The organism is Lysinibacillus sp. KCTC 33748, from assembly GCF_002237755.1.
In the GTDB taxonomy this organism is placed as follows: domain Bacteria; phylum Bacillota; class Bacilli; order Bacillales_A; family Planococcaceae; genus Lysinibacillus.
The window spans coordinates 84,477-110,662 of record NZ_MWSJ01000010.1; the positions used below are offsets into that span (position 1 = coordinate 84,477).

Consider the following 26,186-nt stretch of genomic DNA (forward strand, 5'->3'; position numbering starts at 1 on the left):
TTTAAGTTAGTATTATTAATCTTGTAGGGAAAATAAGATAAAAATTTCTTGCCTTAACCGCTCATCAAACATCTTGTGTCAGAGCCATATTAAGATAATATTCCTTTTCCTTTACTTAATTCCCAATAATTATGTATTTTACATAAAAAAATTTTATAGAAATATATAATTTTATTTCATTTTTTTAAAAAATAAAATGAACCTTTTCCATTTGCCGTTTGTATAGTCATTGAACATAGAGATAAGGAGGGATTATTTTGGAGCTTATAGTGAAGGATATTGTGAAAAAATATAATGGTGTGAACGTTTTGGATGGTGTGTCGGCCACATTTGAAATGGGGTATTGTTATTTATTATTAGGTCAAAATGGAGCGGGTAAATCTACATTATCAAAATGTATAGCTGGAGATGTAAAACCTGATGCAGGTACTATTGTATTCAATGAAGCGTCTCAACATGTACAAGAACAAGTTGCGCTACAGTACCAATTTTTTTCGAGTTATCAGCATCTGAAAATTCGTGAAGTGATCACTCTTTTTACTAAATTGACGAACAATAAAGTTGATTTGGGAGAGCTATATGAAATATTAGGGTTACCGACTTATGACCACATCTTATTGAAAAATGCGTCAGGCGGTCAGAGAAAAGCAGTATCGATTTTCCTTTCATTTTTATTAAATAAACCAATTATCATTTTAGATGAGCCATTTGCTGATTTAGATTTAACGAAGAAAAAGCAATTGATGTTTTACTTACAAGGTGAAATTCGTCAACGTAACAAAATGATTATTATTATTAGCCATGAGGTAGCAGGATTAGAATCTTTATTTGATTATGTAGTGATTTTAAAAGACGGAAAACTCATTGAAAATAGCACACAGGATGAACTTTATAGAAAATACGCAGAGGCGAAATTGCCGGGAATCGAAGGTCTCTACTATGAAGTGACAGGCCAAATTTTAGGAGGAAGAGCAGGATGATGAAGCAAATTGCACGCATGTATATGTTAGAAAATATTCGTAGCCTAGGAATGACTATTGGGAATTTGTTACCAGCTTATATCTTTTTAGGAATATCATTTTTTGCTAAAAGCGCGATGACTGAAGAATCATTTGATTTTTTGATTAAAGGTCAGTTTTTACCGATTTCTATAATAATGTTAATCTTCTTCTTTTGTTTTTCCAGTGCTACAATCTATTTAACAGATATGAAAGCCAATAAAACCCTCCAATGGGTGCAGCGTACAGGCATTAAGCCACACACTTACTTTATAGGGATGGGAATCGGTGTTTTTACTTTATTAAATCTATTCTTAGTGTTGCTACTCATTGGCTACTCTTTTATTATTGATATTTCATTATCTTCATTTTTGCTAATTATTTTAATGAGTAACTTTGTGTTACTGGCATTATATCCATTGAGTTTTATATTGGCCGGTCTATTTAAAAATGAAAAAGTGGCAACAAGTATGTTGCAACCGATTATGTTGATATTTATGTTTTCAATACAAATGTCAACGATGTTTTTAACATTAGCGAAAAAAAACCCCCAGGATTATTTTATTTTCTTAATCTGGAATCCGATGCTATATTTATTTGATAGCTTGCAAGTGTCTTTAAATTTAATAGGCGAAACTTGGCTTCCGCAATATCAGTATTTTATGATTTTAACAATTCTTAGCTTGGTGCTAGCAGCTATCGCTAAGAAAGTATATACCAGTAAGTAGGTGATTTTATGGGAATTGGATTTATTGTATCTTTAATTGCAAATGTAGTTTTGACTATTATTATTTTGGGAATTACAATCCCGATGGATAAAAAATATGTTGTACGCGAAAATAGAAAAATTAATTATAAAAAAACAACAATTTATTTACGTTGGAATGTATTTGATACTTTAACGCTCGTTTTAGCCATTTATACAATACTTTGTGTGCAGGCAGTTTTCATACTTTTGACTTCCTCTCAAACAATCGAAAATCCATATTTGCAGTTTTTTGCAAATCAATCGTCAACATGGGTCATTGTAATAGTTGGATACTTAGTTTCACGTCTTTCTATGACATTAAAGTCCATTAAGGCTCATTGGGGGGATGAGCAAGATGATGAGTAATGAAGAGTGGATGGAGGCCTATAAAAACGGCGATGTCGAGGGCTTTGAACAGCTCTATAGTCGTTTGTATGAGCCATTATACTGCTTTTTATTTCGCTATACTCGAGAAGATCAGCTAAGCATAGATATTGTGCAAGATACCTTTGAGCGTTTACAATATATAAAAGAAGATTTTGATGAGCAAAAGGGTACAGTGAAAGCATTTTTATTTCAAATCGCCTATCGCTTAATGATTAATAAATTGAATCGGCGCAAAAAATGGCGTACGCTGTTCCCGTTTTTAGTACCGACGTCCAGTCATCGAATGTCTGCTGACGAGAAATTAACGATACAAGAAGCGATTCTTCAATTACCCGAAAAGCAACGGGCTGTTATTTTGCTTGTCTATTATCATGATTTACCGCAGGAGGAAATTGCACAAATTTTGTCCATTCCCCTTGGTACAGTTAAATCAAGGCTACATAATGCGATAAAGACTTTAAAGGAAGAGCTAAAGGAGGATTTCGATGCTTAAGGATGAATTTCAAAAGGAACAATGGTTAAAAGACAACTTAGATCAAGATAAAGTGGAGATACCTAAGCAGCTAATGACATACAAGAAAAGTCGCTGGCAACGTTTTCTTCAATATTTAGCTTCACCAACGAAGGATCCGTTAGAGCCAATATGTACATCTTCAGTCGGCTATACCTCTTTAAAAATAGTGCCCATTGTTGTGGCTGTATTTATAACAATTCTCCAAATTTTATTGCAATAATTTTTATCAACTAATCAATTATGCCTTGGCATAATTGCGTCCGGAATCGGCTTTGTGCTTAGGCCTGCACGAGGGCCGACACGATGTCGGTCATTTCGGTAGTGCCACAGGACGTGGCGTTAATTACCGATGCAGGTCAGTTTGCCGTTATCGCATGGATGCGATGATTTTAGGCTAACATCCCCTAAGAACTCCTTTCTGATTTCGTGACATCTGCCGGAGGCAAACTTCTTTCATTTAGATGTATGGACACCCGCTGAAAAGTAAATGAAACACGCATTCATCTCACCGCTTATAGAGGTGGGAGACTTCTGTAGCTGACGTTTTACTTTTACTACCAAAACATTTGCTGAAAAAAGTTAAATTTCTCACTGCCACAATCATTCGGTTGTGGTATTTTTAATGAATAAAATACTATTTATTGCCCATTTTTAGGAAATGTTTAGATTAATTTGGAGGTTGGTGCTTTGAGGGTTTTGAAAAAATTTCCACGACCAAACGCGATAAAAGGTCAGCTACATCGAGCGCTTTTATGGATTACTTTTATTATTGGTCTATGTATTTTTATTCCAACGCTTTACATTGAATATCGGCAAACTATTCAGCATCAGAATGAAGAGATGACGCATTATTTGGATGCTCAAACATATTTTTTTGAAAGCTGGTTATCAGAACGATCCAGTGATATACATACAATAGCTAATTTAGATTTTGTAAAGAATTATAATTATGAAAAATCGCAAGCTTTTTTTCTAGATTTTAAAGAAAAAACAGATTTTACAGACTTAATATTCGTTAATAGAGAAGGCATCGTACAATTTGATACAGTTACTAAATATAGTACAACTGGTGTTGGTGTTGGAATGGATGTAAAGAATCGTAAGTATTTTCAGGTTGCTACAAAAACGAAACAACCATATATAACAGATATTTTAATTAGTAAAGTTACGAAGAAGCCTATTCTTGTATTTGCTTCACCGATTCTAAATGCACAACAACAATTCAATGGTGTAGTTTTTGGTGCAGTAAATTTAGACACAATCGATCAACTGCTACATGAATCAAGAGTTGGCTTTTTAGGAAAAGCTTATATAATAGATCAGAAAGGTACTATGCTCACCGAATTTAATAATAAACAGCACCGGACTTCTAGCAAATATTTAGTGGATGAGCATATCTTGAACGCAGCTAAAAAAAATACAATAAGTGACCTAGAGCTTTATAAAGATGCGAATAATAAGCGAGTTCTTGCTAAAAGTAAGCCTATAAATGAAGGAAAATGGTTTATCATCTCAGAAATAGGTCTGTTTGAGGCGTATCAGCCATTAATCATTAGAATTTTATTGATAACCTTATGTTTAGTTGTAGGTTCGTTTTTTACGATTAAAATGATGTTACATCTTTCTAAAAAAATTGAAGAACCAATCCAACAGCTTCTTACAGGCGTTAGAAAAGTAGAACAAGGATTTTATGATTATCAAATAGATGAACAACAGCTGGCACCTTATGCACATGAATTTCAGGAGCTCTGTTCGTCCTTCAACGAAATGAGTGCTAAGGTGAAAACAGATACTATCTTACTGAAAGAATTATCAGTTACTTGTCAGTTGACGAAGCTGTATAATCGCCGTTATTTGATTGAACATGGGGAGCTTGTTTTTCAAAAATGTTTAGAGGAACAAAATCATTGTTCATGTATAGCGATTGATATTGATTTTTTCAAAAAGGTCAATGATACATATGGGCATTTAATCGGTGATGAAGTTCTAAAACACGTCGCAAATATCATTACAAATTCTGTGCGAGGAATCGACATTATTACAAGATATGGGGGAGAGGAGTTTGTCATTTTATCTCCAAATACTACGTTAGAGAGCGCAGTAAAGATAGCGGAAAGAGTTCGAAAGCATGTTGAACATCATCCTTATTATGCGGACGATGTTGAGATCAATGTGACAGTGAGTATTGGCATCGCAGGGTACGGTCATTCTAAAAACATTTCAACATTTTATGAGTTACTTGACAAGGCGGATCAAGCACTTTATATTGCAAAGGAAAGCGGTCGAAACCAACTGAGAGTATGTGATTATACTGGTAAAGTTGATTCAAACCAGATGGTTTAGAAGACTAAATTTGGAAAGTGGTATTTACATGAAGGAAATTATACTAAGTAAATTAAAAGAAATTGAAAAAGAGTATCAAGTGAAAATTTTATATGCAGTAGAATCAGGTAGTCGTGCTTGGGGATTTCCTTCCAAGGATAGCGATTATGATGTTCGTTTCATATATATTCATCAACCTCAGTGGTATCTTTCAATTGACCCTCAAGGAATTGGTGCTAAGAGGGATGTTATAGAATTACCTATTAATGATTTGTTGGATATTAGTGGATGGGAAATAACAAAGGCATTAAGGCTATTTCGCAAAAGTAATCCACCTCTATTAGAATGGTTACGAAGCAATATTGTGTATGACCAACAATATTCATTTATTGACAATGTACTATTACTGGAAAGTGAAGTTTTTTATCCGAATGCAAGTTTATATCACTATTTAAACATGGCTAAAAACAATTATCGAGAGTATTTACAGGGATCAGAAGTGAAAATAAAAAAATATTTCTATGTCCTCAGACCAGTTTTAGCATGTAAATGGATAGAGAAAAACAATACGGTTCCACCAATTGATTTTCAGGAATTGTTAAATGCAATTATTTCTGAAGGTCCTTTAAAAGCCGAAATTGAGCAACTTTTGCAGAGGAAAATGGCTGGTGACGAACTAAATATGGAGCCACGTATTGAAAGTATTAATGAGTATTTAGATAAAGAAATAGAACATATTGAGACATACTGTAAGAGTCTTCACGTTAAAGTCGATGATCCTACACAAAAATTAGATGTGTTATTTAGAAGAACATTGCAAGAAGTGTGGGGATAGAAAACTGAATAATTTTAAATCGCAAGGTCATACTAAAAAAGGTTTCACTTATGAAATCTAATATTGATGAGGAGGATGGCGCGAATGAGTAGGTTCGAACATTTAGACCCAAAATCTCAAAAAATCCACCGCAACTGGTCAAGGATTAAGCATTCAAAATCTCAAGTAAATGGTGAAACGGAGATTACTCTCCATAACCGTATCTTGAGAAGTGAAGCAAAAGCCCGACAGTTTTAATCATGCTAGAAAAGTAAGTGTCATCAAGCCCAGAACATATTCTGGGTTTTTTTGTTTGTTGTTTACGGGGTTCTTCATTCTTGTTTTGATAAAATGAATATATGAAAAATAAATACAATTTTAGGAGGGGAAAGTAAATGAGCAGCGTAGAAAAACTAAAAAAGGGATTAAAGGAATTTGGCCTAGAGCATAAAACGGAGGAATTATTACCTCTCGCAAAGGAATCCATTCGAATGATGGTAAATCAAATACCTGAAGAAAAAATACAGATTGGCGTCTCCAAAGTTGGTGGCTGTCCGGATGTACCATCTGATTTCTCATGGCCACATATAAACGACAATAGAGCGTTGTATTTTCTTTGCCAACTAAATCTAGTAGAAATCAAGCCTTATGATACAAACAGCTTATTACCTGTGGATGGTGTGCTATCCTTTTTCTATGATGCTGTCGAGCAACCTTGGGGATACGATCCGAAAGATTATGATGGCTTTAAAGTTTTCTATTTCTCTCAAGAGACTAGTAGCCTGAATAGAATGGAAATTCCTGTATCATTACTCGAGCATGGTAACATCGACAGCGCGGCGCTACAATTTAAGAATGAATTGACACTTCCATCATGGGATTCGCCATACTCGATGTATTTAGAAGAGATATTAAGTGAAGAAGAAGCTGATAAATACAGAGATTTTGAATATGAGTGGATGGAGGAAGGTGATTTGTCTATGGCTACTCACCGGATAGACGGATATCCAGATGCGATTCAAGGTGATATGTATTTAGAATGCCAACTGGTGACAAATGGTTTATATTGTGGAGACTCAACAGGATATAGCGATCCTTTACGAAAGGAATTAGAGGAAGGCGCAACTGATTGGCGATTATTACTCCAATTTGATACGGAGGATGATCTAGGGCTTATGTGGGGCGATAGTGGCAGATTGTACTTCTGGATACGTGAGGAAGATTGTAAAAATAAACAATTCGATAAAGCATGGGTTGTTTTACAGTGCTTTTAAAGGAGACTGATGGAATGCGTGATATTACATTTATTCAAAACTATTTAACGAATCTTGATGATGAACTATTAGAGGAACACGTTTTTTGGATTGACTGGTGTGAAGACAATGCTGATATTGTCCATTATAGCGAGAAACTATTACACACAGGGAAGCTAACGTATGAGCGTGTTGTAAACAATGAGAGAGGTGTTGATTTATATATTATCTATGGTGATAAAAAATCCCTTGTGGTGATGGAGACGGATGATAGCTGTGATCCAACTATCATTGCCTTAAACGAGATTTTACAGCCTGATTATGAAATACGCATGTGGATGGAATCAATAGGCTCAGATACACTAGGCTTTATTTTCCTAACGCCTGATGAATGGTCAGCCCTTGAACAGCAATTCGGATTAGAAAACGTAAAAGAGTATTTTATGAGTATTACGGCTGATACAAAAATATTCCGACTTACCTATGATGATGTCGAGCAGCTATTGTAGAATTTATTTTAATGTATAAAATGGTTCGCAAATAATAAATTTTTGCTTTTGATAAGAGGAAGGAGCATGCAAATTACATGAAAAAATATAATTTTACACAAGAATTGGCCAATCAAATCAATAATTATCAATCGATAGATGCTTTTTATACGAAAATCATGAAAACGGTGGAGCCTGCTAATATTGGCTTCATTTATATAGAACCTGGTGGTGTTGTTGGGATGCACGAGGCGCCCGTACCACAGTTATTTATTGTAATTCAAGGCGAAGGATGGGTTTGTGGTGAGGACCAAGAGAAAATAATTTTAAAGGCTGGGGAAGGTGTTCTTTGGCAAACAGAAGAGGCACATGAATCTGGGAGTCAATCAGGCTTGACAGCACTTGTCATCCAATCCGAGCCAATCCATCTTGCATAGATTACATATAAAATGTTTTAACGGAGTAAGTTTTAACTCCGTTGCACTAAGCAGTAAGAGTTAAGCAAAGTTTAACTGTTTTCAAGAAGTGTCCATCAAATAACTCGTCAAATTCCTCTATTTTTTTAAAAGCCCTTAACCTCGTAAAAGTTCATACCAATCGTATTTTCCTTTTCTACACATACTAAAAGGGATGTTAAATCTGGAAGCATTTTGATCCCTTCCTGTAATAGAGCTGTACCAATTCCTTTGCCCTGAGTTTCAGGAAGTAAATATATTGAGAACAGTTCTGCCTCTCCATTTACAACATTTGAAAAATTGGCAAAGCCTACAATCGTTTCTCCAATTATAGCAACTAAGAATAAACTTTTTTCCAAACGACCTTGCAATCGGTCTCTACTATAAGCGGCTTGTAAAAAACGATCTTGAACCTCATGAGGGATAATTCCTTCATATGTTTGGTGCCAACTCTTTTTGGCAATTTCTTGCACAGAAATGATGTCATTCTTTTGCATATGTCGTATAATAATTGAACTCAATACTTTTTCACCTACAATTCCAATTTTTCTATTTATTGTAACGTAAATCACGAGAAGGGGGATGACTTCATGCAAGTTATTGAAAAAGCATTTGGCTATATTACGAGAGAGCATGAGGGTCAGTTACAAGTGCTAGTATTTGAGCAAAATATAGCAGGAGCAGGGATTCAAATTCCGAAAGGCACGGTAGAGGAAGGGGAAACACCGCTAGAAGCAGTAACACGGGAGATGTTTGAGGAGACGGGGTTAAACTATTTAGTAGTGAAGGGGTTAATTGCCCAAGATTATTTTAATCATCATTCAGGGGTATTACAAAAGCGCTATTTTTATCATTTAACGGCAAATGAAAAAAGAGATTCATGGAGGCATTGTCCGACAGGTGTAAACGAGGCAGACTTAGAATTTTCATTTTACTGGATATCAGATGAACAAGAAGTAACACTAGCAAAGGGACATGGAGATTATTTATATCGAGTACTAGCTCGTGTGAACAATTGAATCATCTAGAAGGTCCATAATAAATAAAACGCGTTTCCGAATTTAGGAAACGCGTTTGTTCTATTATATTGTCTTTGCGGCAACCTCTAATGCTTGAGCGAAATCTGCAATCAGATCGTCAACATGCTCAAGCCCTACTGAGAAACGTAATAAACCATCAGTAATACCACGTTTTGCACGTTCCTCAGGCTCCATTGCTGCATGACTCATTTTAGCAGGGTAGGATAAAATCGATTCTACGCCACCTAGAGAGACAGCGAACACTGGAATTTTCATCGCTTCTACAAGTACTTTTGCGGCTTCATAGTTTGGTAGGCGGAAGGATAATACTGCACCTGTACTAGTTGACTGATTTTGATGAATTTCATAACCAGGATGTGATGCAAGCCCAGGGTAGTATACTTGCTCGACGAGTGCATTTGTGTCTAAAAACTCCGCAATCTTTTGTGCCGATTGAGTAGATCGACTAAAACGCACATCTGTTGTTTTCATGTTTTGCAATAAAGTAAAGCAGTCCTGTACACCTAATATATTGCCGAATGAATTTTGGATAAAGTAAAGATCCTGACCGATCTTTTCATCAGCAGTGACTGTTAATCCTGCAATAATATCGGAATGCCCAGATAAAAACTTTGTAGCACTATGAATAACAACGTCAACACCTAGTTCAAGTGGACGTTGGTGTAAAGGTGTCATAAAGGTATTGTCTAAAAACGTTAAGCAGTTATGCTGCTTGGCAAGTGTTACTACTCCACGAATATCTGTGATGCCAAGTGTTGGATTCGACGGTGTTTCCATATAGAGTAGCTTTGTAGCTGGTGTAATGGCTGCTTCTATCGCCGCTAAATCTGTGAAGTCGACGAAAGTATGTGAAATACCGAAGCGTGGTAAGACTTTTGAGACGAAGCGGTATGTTCCTCCATAAACATCCTCTGTAATGACTATATGATCACCCTGTGATAATAGCATTAATGCTGCAGATACTGCGGCAATTCCAGAAGAATATGCATGAGCTCTGACCCCACCTTCAAGCTCTGCTACTGCTTTTTCTAATGCATCCCGCGTAGGGTTGCCAGAACGTGCATAATCATATTCGCCGAATTCATCGATACGCTCCTGATGGAAAGTAGATGATAAATACATAGGTACATTGACTGCACCTTTTTTATTTTCATAACCGTCACGAACACCAGCGTGAATTAAGCTTGTTTCAATATGCTGTTTCATCATTAAGCCTCTTTTCTAAGGGTATCGAATACTTGTTTTAAATCCGCAATTAAATCTTCAGCTTCTTCAACGCCAATAGAGAAGCGGAGTAATCGGTCACAAACACCACGTTCAATGCGCTCTTCATAAGGCATATCCGCATGTGTTTGAGTAGCAGGATATGTAATAAAACTTTCAACACCACCAAGACTTTCAGCGAATGTAATTAATTTCAAGTTTCGAAGGAATGGATCTATCCACTCGGCCTTTTTCAAACGGAATGAAAGCATACCACCTTTTCCTGTGTAGAGCACGTCTGTTACAAGCTCTTCTTCTTCTAAATAGGCAGCAATTGCTTTTGCGTTTGCATCGTGTTGCTTTAATCGAAGATGCAATGTTTTTAATCCACGAATAAGTAACCAGGAATCCATCGGACCTAATACCATACCGCTACCATTGTGAATAAAGCCAATGCGTTCTGCTAATTCAGCGCCCTTAGCGACAACTAAACCAGCTAACACATCATTATGACCGCCAATATATTTAGTTGCTGAATGAATGACAATGTCTGCACCTAATTCGATTGGACGTTGGAAATAAGGTGTATAGAACGTGTTATCGACAATTAACCATGCCCCATGCTTGTGAGCTAATTCTGCATATAATTGCAAATCAAATTCCTGCATAAGCGGATTTGTCGGCGTTTCAATAAATAGGGCACGCGTATTGTCGGTGATTAATGCTTCTACCTGTTCAACCGATTCGAATTTTGAGTAGACAGGCTTAATATTATATGTTTCTTCAAAGAAATTAAAAAGTCGATATGTACCACCATATAAATCATCAGGCACCACTAATTCATCACCAGGCTTAAACAATGATAAAACTAATTGAATCGCCGCCATACCAGAGCTACAGGCAAAGCCCATATCTCCGCCCTCTAAATCCGCAATTCCGGCTTCTAATAGGGCACGAGTTGGATTTTTTGTTCGTGTGTAATCAAAACCAGTGGATTCACCGATACCTGTATGTTTGTAAGCTGTCGATAAATGGATTGGTGGGTTAACAGCACCTGTTAACGGATCACTTAAATTGCCAAGTTGTACAAGTTTTGTTTCAATACTTCTGCTGTTTGTCATGTCGTCACTCTTTTCTTCATCATAATAATGGGGAGTCAAAATATCTAAAAGATTAGAACTTCTTGTCCCAATATTCTCAATAATAGTTACCAATTTAACATGTATACTAAAGAAGAACAAGATGATTTCAGAAAATTAGAGAGATTATTTAAATTTAATCATCTAGGAATAGTAGGAGATAAGTGAGGGAGGAAAATAAAATGAAAAAATGGTTAGTGATAGGTGGGACAGGAATGCTAAAGGATGTTTCTTTATGGCTTATACAGCAAGGTAATCATGTAACCGTTATCGGGAGACAACAAAAGAAAATGCAAAATTTGATAGATGAAAATAAAAATGGTTCGAAATTGTCAGCTATATTAGTTGATTATACGAATTACAATCGCTTTAAATTGGCCTTAACAGAGTCTCAGTAAAATAATGGATCTTTTGATTGTATTATTGCTTGGATTCATGGCTCTGATAAAAGAGTGTGGGAGTCACTTTTAGAAGCAATTCCTACTACAAAAAATAAGATTTTATACCATATAAAAGGCAGTAGCTCTTTCATAAAAAATGACGGTATAAAAAGTTATTTACCATGGTTTATCGAGAAGTGAAACTTGGATTTGTCATAGAAAAGAACAACTCTTCAAGATGGCTAACAAATAGTGAAATTGCAAAAGGAATTATTGATGCAATAAAACAAGAAATACCGGAAAAACATGTGGGCGTATTTGAACCATGGAGTTTGCGTCCATAAATAAATCTCTTCAATAAAAAAGAATCTGCCCATTACCTCGGCTTATCCGTGGTAATGGGCAGATTTTTTTGAATATGGTTTAAGCTTGTTCTTTTTTTAATAAATCTCGAATTTCTTTTAGAAGCTCTTCTTTAGAATCTAATTCTGGTGCTGGCTCTTCCACAACAGCCTCTTCTTTTTTGCGAGATAGTTTGGTCATAATTCGTAATGCCATGAAAATTGCAAAGGCGATAATTAAAAAGTCAAGAATCGACTGTAAAAATACGCCTAACTGAATTTGAGCTTCACCTGAACCATACTTAAAGCTTTTTGTTAAATCAATACCACCAGTTAAGATACCGACTAATGGCATAATGATATTTTCAACTAAGGAGGTAACAATTTTACCGAAAGCACCACCGATTACTACTGCCACTGCTAGATCGACAATATTGCCTTTCATAGCAAACTCTTTAAAGTCTTTCCACAAAACAAATTCCTCCCTATAATTATCCATAAAATTAATCGAATTATATTTTACTATATTTTTCCCTATCTTTTCAACTACTAAAATAGTGGTAAATATATTCGGAAAAATCTACTACATATAACGGTAATTTTGGTAAAATAGAAATAGTATTAGAGAGATTAGGTGTGACATATGGCGAATAAAAAGAAGAAAAAACAACCGAAGCTATCGCCTTCCGTTCAATTAGGCATGATAGCTTTACTAATACCAATTGCGATAACTGTTTGTGTTTTCGCCTTTTTTGCATGGAAGGAGCTACAAACATTAACTATATTTGAAAAATTAGCAAAGCAAAAAGAACTAGAAGAAATTCAACAAAATTTCGATCTGAACATTCCTGAGAAATATATTCCCATCTATGTAGCAGCGGAAGAGAAATACGGTGTGCCTTGGACGTTGCTGGCCGCCCATCATAGAATTGAAACACGCTTCTCTACTATGAAATCGCTCGTTTCATCAGCTGGTGCAGAAGGGCATTTGCAATTTATGCCTTGTACATTTGTCGGCTGGAAACATTCATCCTGCTCGGGGTTAGGGAAAGGGGATATTTCGAAGTCTGAATTAATGAATCCAGAAATCATTCAAAAATATGGTGGATACGGAGTAGATGCAAATGGAGATGGTATAGCAGATCCTTATGATATTGAGGACGCTATATTTAGTGCCGCGAATTATTTATCGAAAAATGGTGCAGCAGATGGTCATATTCAGCAGGCGGTCTATACATACAATCACAGTGAGGAATATGTTGATAAGGTGTTACATTATTTCAATTTGTATAATGATTATCATGATGAGCTTAAAGAAGTAGTCCTATATAAAGAAAAGTAACTGCTCGTATATAATGGCTTTATTCTTTCGGCAAAATGAATGGTTGATTTCCGTTCCTCTATTGCTGATCCCCAAGGAGTCGTGCAGTCTCCACTCCAATCAACCACAACATTTACCTCCGAAATGTTTTTTTACAACAAGTAAAGAGCCATCAAAAATGATGGCTCTTTATTACATATTTAGGTTGCTTTACGCATACCTTTTAAAATAAGGCTTACGATGAAGATCAGCACGACAGCACCAATTAATGCTGGGAATACGTAAAAATTACTAACTCGCCAACCCCAGTTGCCAAGAACCATACTACCGATCCACGAACCGACAACCCCTGCAACAATATTTCCAATAATGCCGCCAGGTACATCTTTACCTAAAATTACGCCAGCTAACCAACCTAAAACTCCGCCGATGATTAAATACCAAATGAAGCTAATCATTTTTTTCATCTCCTTAAACTAAGATATAATGGCGATTGCTTAGTTATGCCCTGAATGGAGTATATTAAACGCGCCTCGCTTCTTTAGTAATTATTACAAATTCACAAGAAGGTTTTATCTCTATTTAGCTTATGCTGATACCTCATTTTTGTGCAAAAAACATTTGTAAGTGTTTTCTGTAGCGAAGAAACTACAATTACGCTAACGCGAAATGGATTACTTAATAACAGTTGTACCTAATGTATATTCAAAATGACGCAATGCCCATTCATGACCTGCAGCATCAAAACTTGCAACACCATCTGCATAAATGATCGTTGAAATGCCCAAATTATAAGCATCAACCGCAGTGTGTAAAATACAAATATCAGTACAAACACCAACTAAATGAATTTCTTTAATCCCTCGCTCATTCAATAAAATCGATAAATTGGTTCCGGCAAATGCGCTATAACGCGTTTTATCGAGCCACATCACTTTATCTTTGTGAAGGTTATACAGTTCACCAACTTGCCCGTATAAATGGCGTCCTTTAGAGCCACGAATATTATGAGGAGGAAAGAGTTTGGTTTCAGGGTGGAATGGGTCATCTTCCTCATGTAAATCATTCGCAAAAACAACAAATTCTTTTTCAGCAATAAATTGTTGAATTAAAGAAGAAATTTTTTGATCTAATGCTTGACCGGGCTCTCCACATGTTAGTTTTCCATCAGAAGCGACAAAATCATACGTATAATCAATTACTAATAAAGCCTTTTTCAACCTTTTCACACTCCTTATAGGTATAATTTCACTTATTATCATGCCATATTTGGGCCTGTTTGTCAGAAAAATGAATCAAATTTAATATTACGAATAGTTTGAAAATTGATTTTTCTGAGCGTATAATGTGAAAAAAGGAGAGTGGTCTATATGAATATGACAGCTATGAAACGTTTAAATCGCCAAGGATTTCTTATTGCAGGCTTGCATCTGCTAGTGTTATTAAATTTAGCAGCGGATTTTATATTCTCCTCGTAATCTCTTAAAAAATAGAAAGGTGAGTTAAATGCTTGTCCATTATTAAAACAACCGTGAAGGCATATTTTATTACATGTCCACGGTTGTTTTTTATTTGTTCTCATAGAATTAAATGGAATTTCTACGGTAAATGTCAAAGACAAAATACAAACAAAGGAGGGGTAGGATGACCATTAGATTTGATCGAGCGTTCCATGAGCTAGAGCGCCCTTTTGCTTGGTTGGACTTTGATGCACTGGATCACAATATAGCGACTGTTCATGACTCCTGTGGACAGAAAAATATACGTATTGCTACGAAATCGATTCGTTCTATCGAGATATTACGCTATATACAAAATAATCTCCCCAATGTGAAGGGATTTATGACATTTACTGCGTCAGAAACAATATTTTTACTTCAACAGCATTTTGATGATTTACTGCTCGGATATCCGGTGATGGAAGAGGCTGCTGTACGTCAGTTATTGCACTTCGTAAAAGCAGAAAAAACTGTCACTTTTATGGTCGATAGATGGGAACATGTCCGATTTTTGGCGGAACTAGGGCGAGAGCTTGGCGTTCGTGTGCGAGTATGTATTGATATTAATGTATCCACTGATTTTAAGATGCTTTATTTTGGTACAAAACGCTCTTCGCTCCATTCACTTGAGACACTAACACCATTCCTCGAATATATTAAAAATCAAGCTTTTATTGAAGTAGTTGGAGCGATGGGCTACGAGGCTCAAATTGCAGGAGTTGGTAATCGTCCAGCTAATGCTGTGAAAGGAAAATTTATTGAAGCTATGCAATTGCAAGCTAAAAAGCAAGTTACTCAGTTTCGTAGATTAGCCATTGCACATATAAAAGCATATTTTCCAAGCTTGCACTTAGTAAATGGTGGCGGTTCAGGAAGTATGGCATACACAGCACAACAAAAGGAGGTAACAGAAATTACGGTTGGCTCTGCATTTTATGCACCTGCTTTATTCGATCAATTTTCGCATTTACAGCTGGAAAAGGCAGCTGGATTTGCTTTAAGTGTCACAAGAAAGCCAGAAAAAAATATTGTTGTTTGTCACGGCGGAGGCTATACGGCGTCAGGGGCAATTAGTGCTGATCGCTTACCGGTATTCTATGACCCAACCTTTTTTTCATATCTTAACCTAGAAGGCGCAGGAGAAGTTCAGACACCCGTTAAGGTAAAACATAAAAATGTTCATGTAGGGGACACGCTTTATTTCCGGCACGCGAAGGCTGGAGAACTTTGCGAAAGATTTCAAGAACTACATGGAGTTAGAGGAGACAAGTATGTAGGAGCTTATACAACCTATAGGGGGGATGGACAGTGTTTTCTATAGATAAGTGGAAAAATGGTGAGAAGTGGACAAACTGGGCAGGTAATGTAATCTCTTATCCATCTGAGATGTACTTACCACGATCGATTGAAGAGGTTACAAATATCGTGGGGCATGCACGTGAATTTGGAAAAACGATTCGTGTCACAGGTGCAGCTCACTCCTTTAGTGCTGTTGCGATGCCTGAGCATATAGCATTGTCTTTACATAATATGCGTGGGCTTATAGCGGTGAATGAGGAGAAACAAGAAGCGACTCTTTGGGCCGGAACATATTTATATGAAATAGGCCCATTACTTGCGAAGCATGGCTTTGCTCTAATAAATATGGGCGATATTCAAGAGCAAACGATTGCAGGAGCAGTGTCAACAGGGACCCATGGAACTGGTGTAACACTCGGCTCGTTATCCTCAGCTGTAATAAAGTGGGGTTTTGTAGATGGTACAGGTACTTATAGGGAACATATGAGAGGAATGGATGATTTATCTGAAGCTTTACATGTTTCATTAGGGATGCTTGGTGTGCTTGTGAAAGTGACGATCAAAGTAATCCCTCTTTACAGTTTACATTATGTAAGCACAAGAGATACTTTAGCAAATGGGCTGGCGAAATTTGCTGAAGATATTCGACTGCATCGACATGTTGAGTGGTTTTATTTCCCTAGTAGTGAAACAATTCAAGTAAAGCGTATGAACGCTATAGAGCCTGTTTATCAGAGTGAATGGAGTAAAAGAATTGAAACATTGAAACTTCAAATAGTAGAGAACGGTGCTTTTTTTGCTATGTCAGAACTTTGTAAATGGAAACCATCGTTTAGTGGTGCTATGAGTAAGTTAGCTGCAGCAAATGTTGTAGAAGGGGAGAAAATGGGGATAAGCTATGAAATTTATCCGTCTCCACGTAGCGTAAAGTTTCAAGAAAGTGAATATGCTATTCCATTAATGCAATTTGAGTCATGTATGGAGGAGATCCATGCAACTTTTAAAAGTGGAATTTTTAATGTGCATTTTCCGTTAGAATGTCGTACAACAGCAGGTGAAGCAGGTTTTTTAAGTCCTACCCAAGGTCAAGAATCAGCGTTTATTGCCTTTCATATGTATAAAGGAATGCAGGAAGGGCCTTATTTTGAATGGGTCCATACGATGATGAAGAAATATAAGGGGCGACCACATTGGGGCAAACTAAATCATTTAGCTGCTAATTATGTATACGAGCTATACCCGGATGTTGAAAAATTTTTAGCCATTCGAAGTCAATGTGATCCTGATAATGTGTTTTTGACAGGGTACTTAAGAAAATTATTTACATTATAAGCGCTATTTCTTTAATTGCAGTTCATCTCTTTTGATAGATTAAGCAAAAGTGTTAAAAGATTATTAAAAAAATTAAAATTTGAACGAAATGTCAAAATATTCACGGAAGCGAGATAAAAACGACAATTAGTCAGCATGAAAACGATTTCAAATTTTGTGTATTATTTAAATTGTTTAGATAATTCAAAAAATACTGTTGACGAGACCTTTTTTTCGTACTATGATAACAACAATTTAACAAGTTCGTTACATCAATTAGTTGCCTTAGGCGATTAACATATACGCAAAAATAAAATAGACAGAACATTTCGTATATAGCAACGAACATAGCAATAAATGAGGGGCGTTTAAAATGAGAAGTGACATGATTAAAGTAGGCGTAGATCGTGCGCCACATCGAAGTCTTTTATATGCAACAGGCAAAGTAAAAGCGAAAGATTTAGGCAAGCCATTTATCGGGGTTTGTAATTCTTATATCGACATTATACCAGGTCACGTTCATTTACGTACATTTGCTGATGTTGTCAAAGAGGCCATTATTGAAGCGGGTGGAATTCCATTCGAATTTAACACAATCGGTGTAGATGATGGTATTGCAATGGGGCACATTGGTATGCGTTACTCGTTACCAAGCCGTGAAATTATCGCAGACTCTGCTGAAACAGTTATTAATGCACACTGGTTTGATGGCGTATTTTATATTCCTAACTGTGACAAAATTACACCGGGGATGTTAATGGCAGCAGTTCGTACTAACGTACCATCAATTTTCGTATCTGGTGGTCCAATGGAGGCAGGTACTTCTGCTACTGGCAAGCAACTTTCATTAACTTCAGTTTTTGAAGGTGTAGGAGCTCTTAAATCAGGCAAAATGTCATCTGAAGAGCTGTTAGATATTGAAAACAATGCATGCCCAACATGTGGTTCATGTTCAGGAATGTTTACTGCAAACTCTATGAACTGCTTAATGGAAATGCTAGGAGTAGCTTTACCTGGTAATGGAACAATCCTAGCTACTTCTGATGAGCGCCATAAGCTTATTAAAGAAGCTGCTAAACAATTAGTCCATATGATCAAAGAGGACATCAAGCCTCGAGACATTATTACTAAAGAAGCAATTGATGATGCATTTGCACTTGATATGGCGATGGGTGGTTCGACAAATACAGTCCTCCATACATTAGCAATCGCCAATGAAGCTGAAATCGATTATAACATTGAAGATATTAATAAAGTAGCAGAGCGTGTTCCGTATCTAGCGAAAATTATGCCTGCTTCAGATATTTCAATGGATGATATAAATAAAGCGGGTGGCGTTAGTGCCATTATTAATGAATTAGTATCTATTCCAGGTGCTATTCACCCAGATCGACCAACAGTTGCAGGAGTGACAATGGGCGAACTTGTAAAGGATTATCATATTACAAATGATGAAGTAATTCGTACGAAAGATAATCCTTATAGCCCAGTTGGTGGTTTATCGGTTTTATTTGGTAATATCGCGCCAGACGGTTCAGTTATTAAAGTAGGAGCTGTAGACCCTTCTATCAAAGTATTCAAAGGTGAAGCAATCATCTTTGATTCACAAGATGCTGCACAGGAAAATATTGATAACGGAACTGTAAAAGAGGGTCATGTAGTCGTCATTCGCTACGAAGGACCAAAAGGTGGCCCTGGGATGCCTGAAATGCTAGCACCAACCTCTGCAATTCAAGGTCGCGGTCTTGGTACAAAGGTTGCGTTAATTACGGATGGACGCTTCTCTGGTGCATCTCGCGGTATTTCAATCGGACATATTTCACCAGAGGCAGCAGAAGGCGGTCCTATCGCTTTAGTAGAGAATGGCGATGTGATCACAATTGATCTACCAAATCGTACGATCAATTTAGAAGTTTCAGATGAAGTATTAGCGGAGCGCCGTGCAAAATTACCGGTATTTGAGCCGAAAATTAAGCGTGGTTGGCTAGCAAGATATTCAAAATTAGTAACAAGCGCCTCTACAGGTGGCGTTATGAAAATTTAAAAAGTTAAAACGTTGATGAGGTTAAAGGTTCTAGAGCCTTGTATTTACCAGAGAGCCGGTCGTGCTGGAAGCCGGCGATACAACTAGATCCGACATCCCCTCGGAGTGAGCTATTAAACGCGTGTACGCAATTAGATAGCTCCGGGCATAATCGAAAGTGCTCGTTATTAATGAATAAATGATTTATGACATCGTCTTGGATGCGAGTGATTTCGCATGGGTGCATAAATAGTTACATTTATTCGCGAGGTAGCAATTATTTGCTATAAAAAAGGGTGGTACCATGGAAAGTCTTTTTCATCCCTACGCAAGGTAGTTCTTTGCGTGTGGAGAAAAGGGCTTTTTATTTTTTTAAACGACGTTTGAAAGAGTCTGTCATCTCTTTTCAAGGAGAGAACCAGCTAGTAACACTTCAATGATGCGCATTACTGATGTGAAATTGAATGATAAGAAGGAGGCATATTTGATGAGTACGAATGTTTCTATCAATGAAAAAGAAGAATTAGCAACATCAGCAAAAGCTGAACAAACCTATCAAGCGAAAGATGGTGCCGACGTATTAGTTCAGGCACTCCATGAGCAAGGTGTTGAAATTATTTTTGGTTACCCAGGTGGAGCGGTACTACCAATTTATGATGCCATTTATAAAAATCCGATTCGTCATATTTTAACTAGACATGAACAAGGTGCAATTCATGCTGCGGAAGGTTATGCACGAGTTTCCAATAAACCTGGTGTTGTTATTGCAACTAGTGGACCAGGGGCAACGAACTTAGTAACTGGTATTGCCGATGCGATGATTGATTCTATTCCATTAGTTGTTTTCACAGGTCAAGTTTCAACGGCTGTAATTGGTACAGATGCTTTCCAAGAAGCGGATATTATGGGGATTACGACACCAATTACGAAGCACAATTATCAGGTGCAGGATGTTAATGATATCCCGCGTATTGTTAAAGAGGCATTCCATATTGCAAGTACTGGTCGAAAGGGTCCTGTTGTAGTTGATTTTCCGAAAAACGTATCTCAAATGCTATTTGATGTAGAGACACCACCACAGGCTCCGGAAGAAATATATTTACCAGGTTATCAGCCAACGTACAAACCAAATTATTTACAAATTCAAAAGGCTATACAGGCGATTTCATTGGCCATAAAACCAGTTATTTTAGCTGGAGCTGGTGTTCTTTTTGCAGATGCCAAAGAAGAGTTAACAGCATTCGCTGAAAAATACGAAATTCCAGTAGCAAACACTTTACTGGGACTTGGTTCAATCCATGGAGAGCATGAATTATTCATCGGTATGGCAGGAATGCATGGAACTGTAACAGCGAATACAGCTATTACAAAATCAGACTTATTGTTGAATATCGGAGCTCGCTTTGATGACCGTTTAACTGGTAATTTGGCGACATTTGCTCCAAATGCGACAATCATACACATCGATATTGATCCAGCGGAAATTGGAAAAAACGTGCCGGCAGACATTCCAATCGTTGCAGATGCTAAAGAAGCTTTAAAAGGATTATTGAAAAAAGACTTCGATGGTCCGGATACAGCAGAATGGTTAACATTCTTAAATAATCATACAAAGGAATATCCATTATGGTACAGCAAGGAGCCGGGGGACAAAGAAGTATTACCGCAGGAAGCATTAGAGCTTGTGCATAAAATTACTGAAGGTGATGCAATTGTCACGACAGATGTTGGTCAGCATCAAATGTGGGCTGCACAATATTATCGATTAAACAATGATCATGGATGGGTAACGTCTGGTGGACTTGGTACGATGGGCTTCGGCTTCCCAGCTGCAATTGGCGCCCAGTTTGCGAAGCCAGACAAAAAAGTTGTTTCCATTGTAGGTGATGCAGGATTCCAAATGACTGCGCAAGAGCTTTCTATCCTGCAAGAATTCAACTTACCGGTAAAAATTGTGATTATAAATAACAGCTGTTTAGGAATGGTTCGCCAATGGCAAGAAACATTTTATGAGGAGCGCTATTCATCTTCACTTATGCCGATTCAACCAGATTTTGTTAAATTAGCTGATGCATATAATTTGAAGGGCTATCGAATTAACACAATAGATGAAGCTGAAAGTATTTTCCGCGAGGCACTACTTTCTGATGAGCCGGCGTTAATTGATTGTCGTGTAAAACAACTTCAATGTGTATACCCAATGGTAGCACCAGGCAAAGGCTTACATGAAATGATTGGGGTGAAAAAGAATTGAAACGAGTAATTACAGTAACAGTGATTAACCAAAGCGGTGTTTTAAACCGTGTAACAGGTTTACTTATGAAGCGTCAATTCAATATTGAATCAATCACAGTTGGTCATACTGAACAGCCAAACTTTTCGAAAATGACCTTTGTTGTAAACGTAGAGGATGAGCGTAAAATTGAACAGCTAGTGAAGCAATTATCAAAGCAAATTGATGTGTTAAAGGTCAATGACATAACAGATAAATCAATCGTGCTACGTGAGTTAGCGCTTGTAAAGGTAATTTCACCACCAAATTTACGACTGGAAATGAATTCAATTGTTGAACCATTCCGTCCACAAATTATTGATACAGCGAAAAATGTTGTCACCTATCAAGTTGTAGGAGATCCAGATAAGATTGATGCTTTTATTGAACTTATTCGACCTTATGGTATTAAAGAATTAACGCGTACAGGGGCTACTGCATCTGTTCGTGAAACACAAAAAATCTCAAATTCGCAGCTCTCTATTTTAAAATAGTTTGCATATAAAATGAAAGCTTTGGATACATAGCCCTTAGTGGTTTACTGGCATCCGAAGTTTAAAAAAACAAAACAAAAATTAGGAGGAAACAACAATGGCTACTATGTATTATGATCAAAACATCAACGAGGAAGTATTAAAAGGGAAGAAAATCGCAATCATCGGTTACGGTTCACAAGGTCATGCACATGCCTTAAATCTTAAAGAATCAGGATTCGATGTAGTAGTAGGAGTTCGTCCAGGCGGATCTTTCGATGCAGCAAAGGCGGATGGAGTAGATGTAAAGACTGTTGCTGAAGCAGCGCAAGAAGCAGATGTTATCCAAATTTTACTTCCGGATGAGCGTCAAAAAGCCGTATATGAGGCTGAAATCGCTCCACATCTTGAAGCAGGTAAAGCACTTATGTTTGCACATGGCTTCAACATTCACTTCGGTCAAATTACACCACCAGCAGATGTGGACGTATTCTTAGTTGCACCGAAAGGTCCGGGACACTTAGTTCGTCGTCAGTTCCAAGAAGGTGCTGGTGTACCAGGATTATTCGCAATCCATCAAGATGCAACTGGTCAAGCAAAAGATTTAGCTCTAGCTTACGGTAAAGGAATCGGTGCAGCTCGTGGCGGTTTACTTGAAACATCATTCAAAGAAGAAACTGAAACTGATTTATTCGGTGAGCAAGCAGTACTTTGCGGTGGTGCTACACAATTAGTAAGAGCAGGTTTTGAAACATTAGTAGAGGCAGGCTACCAACCAGAGTTAGCTTACTTTGAAACACTTCACGAACTAAAATTAATTGTTGACCTAATGTTTGAAGGTGGTATGGCAACAATGCGTTACTCAGTATCAGATACAGCTGAGTGGGGTGACTATGTTGCAGGACCACGTATTATCGACGACTCCGTAAAAGCTCGTATGAAAGATGTTTTAACGGATATCCAAGATGGTACATTCGCTCGTCGCTGGATTCAAGAAAACGAAAACGGTCGTCCAGACTATACAAAATTCAAAGAAGCTGGTGCAAATCACCAAATCGAAGAAGTTGGGGCTAAACTACGTGCTATGATGCCATTCATCAATGAAGGTAAAGAAAAAGTTGTGAGAGAAGTGGCTACAAGTGCGAAACATTAATATTTTCGATACAACACAAATAGCCAAGTAACTGAAGCACCTAGGAGTGACAATTATTGAAGCAGGTTTTCCTGCTTCGTCACCCGGTGACTTTGATGCGGTACATCGTATTGCAGGAACAGTGAAAAACTCTACCGTACCAGGATTAGCCTGCTGTGTACAAAAAGATATCGGCACAAATTTGGGAAGCAATCGGCAAAAGCTTATTTAAATGCCATTAACCGTCATTTGATACAAAGCCTTCGTGCACAGCCTGTAAGTTAATCGATCTTCAAGCTTCTGTGTAAATATCGCAGGTTTTGATGGTAGTGTATGGAATCAGCATAATGCACATTCCAAACGCAATTATGCCAATAACGTGTAGTCGTAATATTGATGACCTCACCTATTAAAATAGGTGGGAGTCTTACTAAAATAGCGTAGTCAACGCTATACAAAGAAAGGTGTTTTGACGATGGAGAAAAAAATTACAGTACTTCCTGGTGACGGAATTGGGCCAGAGGTTGTTGCTTCTGCTGTACGTGTATTACAGGTGATTGGTAAGCGATTCAACCATACATTCCATTTAGGTTATGCAACAATCGGAGGCGCTGCCATCGACCAACACAATAATCCACTACCAGATGAAACAATTGAGATGTGCGAAAACAGTGATGCAGTTTTACTTGGAGCGGTAGGTGGTCCGAAATGGGATAACAACCCACCTGAATTACGTCCAGAAAAAGGTTTGCTACGTATTCGCAAACATTTTGACTTATTCGCAAATCTTCGTCCAGTAAAGGCGTTCCCGAGTTTACTAGATGCTTCCCCATTAAAGCGTGAAGTAGCTGAAAATGTCGATTTAATAATTGTACGTGAATTAACAGGCGGCGTATACTTCGGGGAACCACGTATGCGTACTGAAAATGGCGCGATTGATACAACGGTTTACTCAACTGCAGAAGTTGAGCGTATCGTTGAAAATGCCTTTGAATTAGCACGTTTACGTGGAGGCAAATTATGCTCTGTTGATAAAGCAAATGTACTTGAAACAAGTCGTTTATGGCGCGAAGTAGTAGAAGCGAAGAAAAAGGATTATCCAGATGTGCATGTAGAGCATAATTTAGTTGACTCAGTTGCTATGAAATTAATTACAAATCCTAGTCAATATGATGTGGTAGTTACTGAAAATATGTTTGGAGATATTTTAAGTGATGAAGCATCTGTTATTACAGGCTCTTTAGGCGTACTACCTTCTGCGTCCATTCGCGGAGATAATTTTGGTCTATATGAACCAGTACATGGCTCAGCACCAGAAATTGCAGGTCAAGGTGTCGCTAACCCAGCAGCAACAATTCTTTCAGTTGCTATGATGCTACAATATTCATTTGGCTTAAAAGAAGAAGCAGCAGAAATTGAACGTGCTGTAAGTGCAGTATTTGATGATGGTTATTTCACTGCAGATCTTGCACGTGACGGCGCTCGTATAATGTCGACAAATGAATGGACAGATAAAGTAATTAACGAAATAGATACAAGCTTTGTTTCAGAAAGCATTATGACAACATACATTTAAGAAATGAGTGAAGATAATGGGAAAAAATATAATTGAAAAGATTTGGGTAACTAAACTGTTACAATAAATTTAGACAAAACTATACAAACCTGTATAGAAGCATAGATTTATAATAGAATACCCTTCGTATCAAGCGATTGGTGCGAACTCCACGTTAATTGCTTTTAACTCCTAAAGCCTTGTGACCAAAGCGGAGCTGGAAACGGCAGACGTAACGGTGCGAAAGCAGAAAAAACAACAAGGATGGCATAAGCTGAAAAAAATCACTCAGTGTCCGTAAAGGATCATCGTGACAATGGAAAACGGTGGCGCTAAGTGCTTTGGCAATGGATGTTTAGCAGCGAAAGTCCTAAATCTCTACTGAGACAAGGAAGACGTTCAACGACTATCTCCTTGAGGGAGAGTAAAACCGCAAGCGAATGGCGGAAGAAAAATGTGGCTCTTATTAGAAGATAAGATGAAGATATAGTCTGCGCTTATGTGAAAGCTTAAGAGGTCTACTCGTGAGAGAAAGACTGCATGAAGGGTTGCGCCTTCGTGTGAACAAGAAAAATATATACAACTATAAAAATGTTAACAACCTCTCTAAATAGGGTAAAACCCTAGTGAAAGAGAGGTGGTATGCATGGAATTAATGTCCATTGGGAAATTTGCGAAACATGTTGGTGTAAATGTTGTAATCCGTAATTTATATAAGCGACTTCATGACATCCGAACAAATCATTTACATCAATGTTCTAATGAGATTGTGAAAACCAAACCATCTCGTATTGTTATGGAACATTTAAATGTAAAAGGGTTGATGAAAAATAAACATCTGGCGAAGGCGGTAGCCGAGCAGAAGTTATATGAATTCAAACGGCAAATTCAATACAAATGTGAAAAATATGGAGTTGAATTTGTTGAAGCCGACAGATGGTTTCCTTCATCAAAAACTTGTTCTAGTTGTGGACAAATCAAATCCGGTTTGAGACTGAAAGACAGATTATTTATCTGCTCTTGCGGATTAAAACTGGATAGAGATTTGAACGCAAGCATTAACTTAGCAAATTATTCAATCTAAGGAGCTTAACTGAAACTAAGTCTTAGATGTGTACGCAACGATACTGCGGAATTTAAGCCTTTGGAGAGTCATATTAAATGGTAATAGCTTCGGCGAAACCAGACTCGTAGAATAAGGAAGACACAAAACGAAATT

Annotated in this window: 27 protein-coding genes and 3 pseudogenes; 24 read left to right on the top strand and 6 right to left on the bottom strand. The window is 37.3% G+C overall.

All coding sequences use genetic code 11. The features are described 5' to 3' along the window. Positions 1-257: 257 nt before the first annotated feature. From B1B04_RS13915 to B1B04_RS13965, 11 genes are all read left to right on the top strand, one after another. Positions 258-980: an ATP-binding cassette domain-containing protein gene (locus tag B1B04_RS13915; protein ID WP_079562049.1), complete on the top strand. Its 723-nt coding sequence runs from the start codon at positions 258-260 to the stop codon at positions 978-980. Then, entirely contained in the window at positions 977-1,726 is a 750-nt protein-coding gene (locus B1B04_RS13920; protein ID WP_079562050.1) for an ABC transporter permease, read from the top strand. Before B1B04_RS13915 ends, B1B04_RS13920 begins: the two co-directional genes overlap by 4 nt. A gap of 8 nt (positions 1,727-1,734) precedes the next feature. Next, positions 1,735-2,112: a group-specific protein gene (locus tag B1B04_RS13925; RefSeq protein WP_079562051.1), complete on the top strand. Its 378-nt coding sequence runs from the start codon at positions 1,735-1,737 to the stop codon at positions 2,110-2,112. After that, the gene (locus tag B1B04_RS13930) at positions 2,093-2,626 is read left to right on the top strand and encodes an RNA polymerase sigma factor (protein ID WP_079562052.1); all 534 of its coding nucleotides are present in this window, start codon (positions 2,093-2,095) and stop codon (positions 2,624-2,626) included. Before B1B04_RS13925 ends, B1B04_RS13930 begins: the two co-directional genes overlap by 20 nt. Further along, complete coding sequence (locus tag B1B04_RS13935) at positions 2,619-2,867, top strand: hypothetical protein (protein WP_079562053.1); 249 nt, start codon at positions 2,619-2,621, stop codon at positions 2,865-2,867. The genes B1B04_RS13930 and B1B04_RS13935 overlap by 8 nt, the downstream gene beginning before the upstream one ends. Positions 2,868-3,334: 467 nt before the next feature. Next, positions 3,335-4,990: a sensor domain-containing diguanylate cyclase gene (locus B1B04_RS13940; protein ID WP_079562054.1), complete on the top strand. Its 1,656-nt coding sequence runs from the start codon at positions 3,335-3,337 to the stop codon at positions 4,988-4,990. Positions 4,991-5,018: 28 nt separating this feature from the next. Further along, complete coding sequence (locus B1B04_RS13945; protein WP_079562055.1) at positions 5,019-5,804, top strand: nucleotidyltransferase domain-containing protein; 786 nt, start codon at positions 5,019-5,021, stop codon at positions 5,802-5,804. Positions 5,805-5,888: 84 nt separating this feature from the next. Then, positions 5,889-6,041 carry a YpzG family protein gene (locus B1B04_RS13950; RefSeq protein ID WP_068984661.1) on the top strand — a complete coding sequence of 51 codons (153 nt, stop codon included), beginning with the start codon at positions 5,889-5,891 and terminating at the stop codon, positions 6,039-6,041. Between the two features lie 137 nt (positions 6,042-6,178). After that, positions 6,179-7,057, top strand: a complete 879-nt coding sequence (locus B1B04_RS13955) for a YwqG family protein (protein WP_079562056.1) — start codon at positions 6,179-6,181, stop codon at positions 7,055-7,057. A 14-nt stretch (positions 7,058-7,071) separates the two neighbouring features. After that, positions 7,072-7,545, top strand: coding sequence for a hypothetical protein (locus B1B04_RS13960; RefSeq protein ID WP_079562057.1), 474 nt, complete (start codon positions 7,072-7,074; stop codon positions 7,543-7,545). Positions 7,546-7,622: 77 nt separating this feature from the next. Then, positions 7,623-7,961, top strand: a complete 339-nt coding sequence (locus B1B04_RS13965; protein WP_079562058.1) for a cupin domain-containing protein — start codon at positions 7,623-7,625, stop codon at positions 7,959-7,961. Between the two features lie 46 nt (positions 7,962-8,007). Here the strand turns inward: B1B04_RS13965 and B1B04_RS13970 are convergent. Further along, positions 8,008-8,476: pseudogene (locus tag B1B04_RS13970) on the bottom strand (N-acetyltransferase family protein). A gap of 93 nt (positions 8,477-8,569) precedes the next feature. On the opposite strand from B1B04_RS13970, the gene B1B04_RS13975 reads away from it, so the two are divergent. Next, positions 8,570-8,998 carry an NUDIX hydrolase gene (locus B1B04_RS13975; RefSeq protein ID WP_079562059.1) on the top strand — a complete coding sequence of 143 codons (429 nt, stop codon included), beginning with the start codon at positions 8,570-8,572 and terminating at the stop codon, positions 8,996-8,998. A 63-nt stretch (positions 8,999-9,061) separates the two neighbouring features. Here the strand turns inward: B1B04_RS13975 and B1B04_RS13980 are convergent, their stop codons facing one another. Further along, complete coding sequence (locus tag B1B04_RS13980; RefSeq protein WP_079562060.1) at positions 9,062-10,225, bottom strand: aminotransferase class I/II-fold pyridoxal phosphate-dependent enzyme; 1,164 nt, start codon at positions 10,223-10,225, stop codon at positions 9,062-9,064. 2 nt (positions 10,226-10,227) lie between these two features. Beyond that, positions 10,228-11,343, bottom strand: coding sequence for a methionine biosynthesis PLP-dependent protein (locus B1B04_RS13985; RefSeq protein ID WP_079562061.1), 1,116 nt, complete (start codon positions 11,341-11,343; stop codon positions 10,228-10,230). Between the two features lie 200 nt (positions 11,344-11,543). On the opposite strand from B1B04_RS13985, the gene B1B04_RS13990 reads away from it, so the two are divergent. Together B1B04_RS13990 and B1B04_RS25700 are read left to right on the top strand one after the other, a co-directional pair. Beyond that, positions 11,544-11,759 (top strand): Rossmann-fold NAD(P)-binding domain-containing protein, encoded by a 216-nt coding sequence (locus B1B04_RS13990; protein WP_079562062.1) that lies wholly within the window; start codon positions 11,544-11,546, stop codon positions 11,757-11,759. Between the two features lie 164 nt (positions 11,760-11,923). After that, positions 11,924-12,085, top strand: a complete 162-nt coding sequence (locus B1B04_RS25700) for a Rossmann-fold NAD(P)-binding domain-containing protein (RefSeq protein ID WP_170938984.1) — start codon at positions 11,924-11,926, stop codon at positions 12,083-12,085. Between the two features lie 79 nt (positions 12,086-12,164). On the opposite strand, the gene mscL is transcribed toward B1B04_RS25700, so the two are convergent. After that, a complete protein-coding gene (gene mscL / locus B1B04_RS13995) occupies positions 12,165-12,554 on the bottom strand; it encodes a large conductance mechanosensitive channel protein MscL (protein WP_079562063.1) in 390 nt (129 codons plus the stop codon). 171 nt (positions 12,555-12,725) lie between these two features. Between mscL and B1B04_RS14000 the strand changes: the two genes are divergently transcribed. Next, complete coding sequence (locus B1B04_RS14000) at positions 12,726-13,424, top strand: lytic transglycosylase domain-containing protein (protein WP_079562064.1); 699 nt, start codon at positions 12,726-12,728, stop codon at positions 13,422-13,424. Positions 13,425-13,603: 179 nt separating this feature from the next. Here the strand turns inward: B1B04_RS14000 and B1B04_RS14005 are convergent, their stop codons facing one another. After that, positions 13,604-13,861, bottom strand: a complete 258-nt coding sequence (locus B1B04_RS14005) for a GlsB/YeaQ/YmgE family stress response membrane protein (protein WP_079562065.1) — start codon at positions 13,859-13,861, stop codon at positions 13,604-13,606. Between the two features lie 216 nt (positions 13,862-14,077). Continuing rightward, entirely contained in the window at positions 14,078-14,623 is a 546-nt protein-coding gene (locus tag B1B04_RS14010) for a cysteine hydrolase family protein (RefSeq protein WP_079562066.1), read from the bottom strand. Between the two features lie 424 nt (positions 14,624-15,047). Here B1B04_RS14010 and B1B04_RS14015 point away from each other — a divergent pair, with 424 nt between their 5' ends. From B1B04_RS14015 to B1B04_RS14050, 9 genes and pseudogenes are all read left to right on the top strand, one after another. After that, the gene (locus B1B04_RS14015; RefSeq protein ID WP_079562067.1) at positions 15,048-16,223 is read left to right on the top strand and encodes an amino acid deaminase/aldolase; all 1,176 of its coding nucleotides are present in this window, start codon (positions 15,048-15,050) and stop codon (positions 16,221-16,223) included. Then, positions 16,211-17,533: a D-arabinono-1,4-lactone oxidase gene (locus tag B1B04_RS14020; protein ID WP_079562068.1), complete on the top strand. Its 1,323-nt coding sequence runs from the start codon at positions 16,211-16,213 to the stop codon at positions 17,531-17,533. The genes B1B04_RS14015 and B1B04_RS14020 overlap by 13 nt, the downstream gene beginning before the upstream one ends. Before the next feature lie 352 nt (positions 17,534-17,885). Further along, on the top strand, positions 17,886-19,556 hold the full coding sequence (gene ilvD / locus B1B04_RS14025; protein WP_079562069.1) for a dihydroxy-acid dehydratase: 1,671 nt from the start codon (positions 17,886-17,888) through the stop codon (positions 19,554-19,556). Positions 19,557-20,022: 466 nt separating this feature from the next. Further along, complete coding sequence (gene ilvB / locus B1B04_RS14030; protein WP_079562070.1) at positions 20,023-21,789, top strand: biosynthetic-type acetolactate synthase large subunit; 1,767 nt, start codon at positions 20,023-20,025, stop codon at positions 21,787-21,789. Beyond that, entirely contained in the window at positions 21,786-22,301 is a 516-nt protein-coding gene (gene ilvN, locus B1B04_RS14035) for an acetolactate synthase small subunit (RefSeq protein WP_079562071.1), read from the top strand. The genes ilvB and ilvN overlap by 4 nt, the downstream gene beginning before the upstream one ends. Positions 22,302-22,398: 97 nt before the next feature. Continuing rightward, the gene (gene ilvC / locus B1B04_RS14040) at positions 22,399-23,433 is read left to right on the top strand and encodes a ketol-acid reductoisomerase (protein ID WP_079562072.1); all 1,035 of its coding nucleotides are present in this window, start codon (positions 22,399-22,401) and stop codon (positions 23,431-23,433) included. A gap of 31 nt (positions 23,434-23,464) precedes the next feature. Continuing rightward, positions 23,465-23,605: pseudogene (locus tag B1B04_RS25405) on the top strand (hypothetical protein); the annotation flags it as partial. Between the two features lie 282 nt (positions 23,606-23,887). Continuing rightward, the gene (leuB, locus tag B1B04_RS14045) at positions 23,888-24,988 is read left to right on the top strand and encodes a 3-isopropylmalate dehydrogenase (RefSeq protein ID WP_079562073.1); all 1,101 of its coding nucleotides are present in this window, start codon (positions 23,888-23,890) and stop codon (positions 24,986-24,988) included. A 679-nt stretch (positions 24,989-25,667) separates the two neighbouring features. After that, positions 25,668-26,051 (top strand): annotated as a pseudogene (locus tag B1B04_RS14050) (RNA-guided endonuclease InsQ/TnpB family protein); the annotation flags it as partial. Between the last annotated feature and the right edge of the window lie 135 nt (positions 26,052-26,186).

What these genes read in the sequence shown, in the direction of transcription:
- B1B04_RS13920 (WP_079562050.1), top strand. Translation starts at nt 977, where the DNA reads ATGATGAAGCAAATTGCACGCATGTATATGTTAGAAAATATTCGTAGC.
- B1B04_RS13925 (WP_079562051.1), top strand. Translation starts at nt 1,735, where the DNA reads ATGGGAATTGGATTTATTGTATCTTTAATTGCAAATGTAGTTTTGACT.
- B1B04_RS13930 (WP_079562052.1), top strand. Translation starts at nt 2,093, where the DNA reads ATGAGCAAGATGATGAGTAATGAAGAGTGGATGGAGGCCTATAAAAAC.
- B1B04_RS13935 (WP_079562053.1), top strand. Translation starts at nt 2,619, where the DNA reads ATGCTTAAGGATGAATTTCAAAAGGAACAATGGTTAAAAGACAACTTA.
- B1B04_RS13945 (WP_079562055.1), top strand. Translation starts at nt 5,019, where the DNA reads ATGAAGGAAATTATACTAAGTAAATTAAAAGAAATTGAAAAAGAGTAT.
- B1B04_RS13950 (WP_068984661.1), top strand. Translation starts at nt 5,889, where the DNA reads ATGAGTAGGTTCGAACATTTAGACCCAAAATCTCAAAAAATCCACCGC.
- B1B04_RS13955 (WP_079562056.1), top strand. Translation starts at nt 6,179, where the DNA reads ATGAGCAGCGTAGAAAAACTAAAAAAGGGATTAAAGGAATTTGGCCTA.
- B1B04_RS13960 (WP_079562057.1), top strand. Translation starts at nt 7,072, where the DNA reads ATGCGTGATATTACATTTATTCAAAACTATTTAACGAATCTTGATGAT.
- B1B04_RS13965 (WP_079562058.1), top strand. Translation starts at nt 7,623, where the DNA reads ATGAAAAAATATAATTTTACACAAGAATTGGCCAATCAAATCAATAAT.
- B1B04_RS13975 (WP_079562059.1), top strand. Translation starts at nt 8,570, where the DNA reads ATGCAAGTTATTGAAAAAGCATTTGGCTATATTACGAGAGAGCATGAG.
- B1B04_RS13980 (WP_079562060.1), bottom strand. Translation starts at nt 10,225, where the DNA reads ATGAAACAGCATATTGAAACAAGCTTAATTCACGCTGGTGTTCGTGAC.
- B1B04_RS13985 (WP_079562061.1), bottom strand. Translation starts at nt 11,343, where the DNA reads ATGACAAACAGCAGAAGTATTGAAACAAAACTTGTACAACTTGGCAAT.
- B1B04_RS13990 (WP_079562062.1), top strand. Translation starts at nt 11,544, where the DNA reads ATGAAAAAATGGTTAGTGATAGGTGGGACAGGAATGCTAAAGGATGTT.
- B1B04_RS25700 (WP_170938984.1), top strand. Translation starts at nt 11,924, where the DNA reads ATGGTTTATCGAGAAGTGAAACTTGGATTTGTCATAGAAAAGAACAAC.
- B1B04_RS14000 (WP_079562064.1), top strand. Translation starts at nt 12,726, where the DNA reads ATGGCGAATAAAAAGAAGAAAAAACAACCGAAGCTATCGCCTTCCGTT.
- B1B04_RS14005 (WP_079562065.1), bottom strand. Translation starts at nt 13,861, where the DNA reads ATGATTAGCTTCATTTGGTATTTAATCATCGGCGGAGTTTTAGGTTGG.
- B1B04_RS14015 (WP_079562067.1), top strand. Translation starts at nt 15,048, where the DNA reads ATGACCATTAGATTTGATCGAGCGTTCCATGAGCTAGAGCGCCCTTTT.
- ilvD (WP_079562069.1), top strand. Translation starts at nt 17,886, where the DNA reads ATGAGAAGTGACATGATTAAAGTAGGCGTAGATCGTGCGCCACATCGA.
- ilvB (WP_079562070.1), top strand. Translation starts at nt 20,023, where the DNA reads ATGAGTACGAATGTTTCTATCAATGAAAAAGAAGAATTAGCAACATCA.
- ilvC (WP_079562072.1), top strand. Translation starts at nt 22,399, where the DNA reads ATGGCTACTATGTATTATGATCAAAACATCAACGAGGAAGTATTAAAA.
- leuB (WP_079562073.1), top strand. Translation starts at nt 23,888, where the DNA reads ATGGAGAAAAAAATTACAGTACTTCCTGGTGACGGAATTGGGCCAGAG.